General features: G+C 66.2%; 5 protein-coding genes. All 5 read right to left on the bottom strand.

The window, feature by feature from the left end; translation table 11 throughout:
- On the bottom strand, window positions 1-253 hold a 253-nt coding region (locus AB1609_19990), incomplete at its 3' end, for a sugar phosphate nucleotidyltransferase (GenBank protein ID MEW6048724.1).
- Window positions 250-1,275, bottom strand: a complete 1,026-nt coding sequence (rfbB, locus tag AB1609_19985; GenBank protein ID MEW6048723.1) for a dTDP-glucose 4,6-dehydratase — start codon at window positions 1,273-1,275, stop codon at window positions 250-252. The genes AB1609_19990 and rfbB, both read right to left, overlap by 4 nt.
- Entirely contained in the window at window positions 1,272-1,556 is a 285-nt protein-coding gene (csrA, locus tag AB1609_19980; GenBank protein ID MEW6048722.1) for a carbon storage regulator CsrA, read from the bottom strand. The genes rfbB and csrA overlap by 4 nt, the downstream gene beginning before the upstream one ends.
- Window positions 1,496-2,041, bottom strand: a complete 546-nt coding sequence (fliW, locus tag AB1609_19975; GenBank protein MEW6048721.1) for a flagellar assembly protein FliW — start codon at window positions 2,039-2,041, stop codon at window positions 1,496-1,498. The genes csrA and fliW overlap by 61 nt, the downstream gene beginning before the upstream one ends.
- Window positions 2,042-2,231: 190 nt before the next feature.
- On the bottom strand, window positions 2,232-2,839 hold a 608-nt coding region (locus AB1609_19970), incomplete at its 5' end, for a flagellin (GenBank protein ID MEW6048720.1).

The raw sequence follows: 2,839 nt of genomic DNA, 5'->3' as shown, positions 1-2,839 counted from the left end.
CAGCGGGCTGTTCCTGGACTACGTAGGTGATCCGCAGGCCCCACCGCGAACCATCCCCGAGGGAAGCCCTGATAGCGTCGCCCGTCTCCGGAGCGACTATCACACCCACGTCGGTCAGGCCGGCGTCAGCCACCTGGGCCATAACGAAGTGCAGGATGGGCTTGTTGGCCACCGGCACCAGCTGCTTGGGCATGGTGTAGGTGAGCGGTCGCAGCCTCGTGCCTTTTCCACCTGCCAGGACGAGTGCCTTCACTCCATCCCCCCTCCCCACCGGCGGGAGTACACCGCCTCGTAGTAATCGCGGTAGGCCCCGCTCCGCACCCGCCTCCACCAGCCCTCGTTGGCCACATACCAGTCGATCACCTCGGGCAGGGCCTCGGCCAGAGGACGGGTAGGAACCCACCCCAGTTCCCTCCTGATCCGGGAGGCATCAATCGCGTAGCGCCGGTCATGGCCCGGCCGGTCGGCGACGAATTGTATCAGAGATTCGCTCTTTCCAAGCAGCCGAAGTATCCGGCGGACCAGATCGATGTTCCGGACCTCCCAGCCCGCACCGATGTTGTACATCTCCCCCGGCCGACCCCGCTCGATCACGGCGGCGATGGCCCGGCAATGGTCTTCCACGTGCACCCAGTCCCGGATGTTCCGGCCATCCCCGTAGACCGGTATGGCGAGATCCTGGATGGCGTTCGTTATCACCAGGGGAATGAGTTTCTCCGGGAACTGATAGGGCCCGAAGTTGTTGCAGCAGCGCGTGATTATCACCGGCACGCGGTAAGTCTTCCACCACGCCCGGGCCAGCATATCGGCGGCAGCCTTGCTCGCCGCGTAGGGGCTGTTGGGCGCGAGCGGACTGACCTCGGTAAATGGGGGGTCATACTCCTCGAGCGACCCGTACACTTCGTCGGTGGAAACCTGGACGAAAAGACCGACGCCGTGACTTCGCGCTGCATCCAGCAGGACCTGGGTGCCCAGCACGTTGGTGCGCATGAAGGGGGCAGGATCGAGGATACTGCGGTCGACGTGCGACTCGGCGGCAAAATTGACCACCACATCGAACCCCTGCGAGAATACGACCTCGACCGCAACTGGATCGGCTATGTCCCCCCGTACGAACGAGTAGCGTGCCTCATCAATTCCTGCCAGGTTCTCCAGGTTGCCTGCATACGTGAGCTTGTCGAAGTTCACCACATGCCAGTCCGGGTACTCTCTGAGGCAGTACCGGATGAAGTTGGAACCTATGAAGCCCGCCCCGCCCGTCACCAGGACCCTCACGGCTGCTCGCCCCCGGCGGCGGCCCCGTCACGGCCTCCCGAGAGACAAGACCGCACGAACTCCGCCATGCTACCCGCCGCGTCGACCAGGCCCATCTGCGCCAGGCAGGCCTCGCGGTTGCTGGCGGCTGTGGCGTGCACGATCTCCTCTCGAAGGATGGAAACGCCCCGGGGGGCGTCGATGCCCAGGCGCACCTGGCCGTCGCGCACCTCCAGGACGGTTATGCGGATCGTGTCGCCGATAAGGATGCTCTGGTGGAGCTTACGGGCAAGGACCAGCACAGCAGTCGCCCTCCCTGGCTATCTGACCATCCCTGGCCGGACACTTCCCCTGCCTGCTGCAGTGACTCCCAAAGGAGATGGCGGAAGGAATAACGATCGTCGGACAGGACGACCTGCCTCCCCAGGCGTGCGGACACGTTGAGCGCCAGGGGCGCGCGCAGGTTCACCCACGCCTGGCGCGGGTCGCCCGGCACGGTGACGATGGCGTACAGCAGGGGCCGGTGCCCGGGGGAAAGTTTCAGGCAGGCAAGCTCTGCCTCCGGGAGAGCAGGATCATAGTCGCCTGCCACCAGCCCCGTGTCCATGATTACGAAAGCCACCTCGGGTTCGTTGAGGGACTGGAGCCACAGAAAGGGGCGGGCGTTTTCGTCGTCAATGAGGACGAACTCCCGCGACCGGGGGAACCCGGGCAGGGGCACGGGCCACCGCCACACCAGTTCGTCGGGGACTCTGAGGACGCCGAACCTGCGCGTCAGCACTCGCACGGCCATCACTCCACGCGCTGGGCTACCGTCGCCCCGGGGGCGGAAGCGCACCCGCGGGCCCAACCGATCCTCAATGTGTATCGACTCACTCGCCCCTTCTCTATAGGCCGCCCGCGCACCGCCACGTCCGGCGGGTCCAGCAGGCAAGGGGGACCCATGAGCACCCAGCGCGCCGGTGTGGAGCAGGCCTTCAGCGGAGGAAGTCCAGCAGGCTGGGCTGGATGATGCGGGCCCCCGCCTCCAGGGCAGCGCGGTAGGCGGCCTCCGTGCTCGTCAAGCGCACGATCACCTCAGCCATGTCAGCGTCTTCCGTCTCGGAAAGGAGCGAGGTAACCTCGTACACGCTGTCCTGCAAGCGCGAGCGCGTGGCTTCGATACGGTGGCCGTCGGCGCCCACCTGGGCCCTTTCCTGCAGGATGGCGTCGAGGGCGCTGTCCAGGCCGCCCAGCACGTCGGGCGGCACCGAACCACCCGTGCTAATGGCGGTGTCGAGCGCGTGGAAGAAGGTGGCGGTGGCCACCATAGCCTGCTGCAACGCTCCGCTGCCTGGCCTGTTGACCTGGATGGTGATACCGGGGCTGACCTCGCGCCACACGGGTTGCTCATCGCCGCCGTAGGACACCGTGGGCGGGTCCCCGGTCAGGGCGAAGGGCGGGGCGAGGGTTTTCTGACCGGCGAAAATATAGCGGTCGGCGTACTGCGTGTTGCCGATGGCCACCAGTTGCTCCAGCAGCCGGGAGACTTCGGCATGCACCGTCTGCAGGGTAGAGCGGGGCACGGTACCCAGGGTGGAAACCG

The organism is Bacillota bacterium, assembly GCA_040754675.1.
Taxonomy (GTDB): Bacteria; Bacillota; Limnochordia; order Limnochordales; family Geochordaceae; genus Geochorda.
The sequence above is the reverse complement of the archived record's forward strand: the minus strand, read 5'-3'. Positions and strand labels throughout refer to the sequence as shown.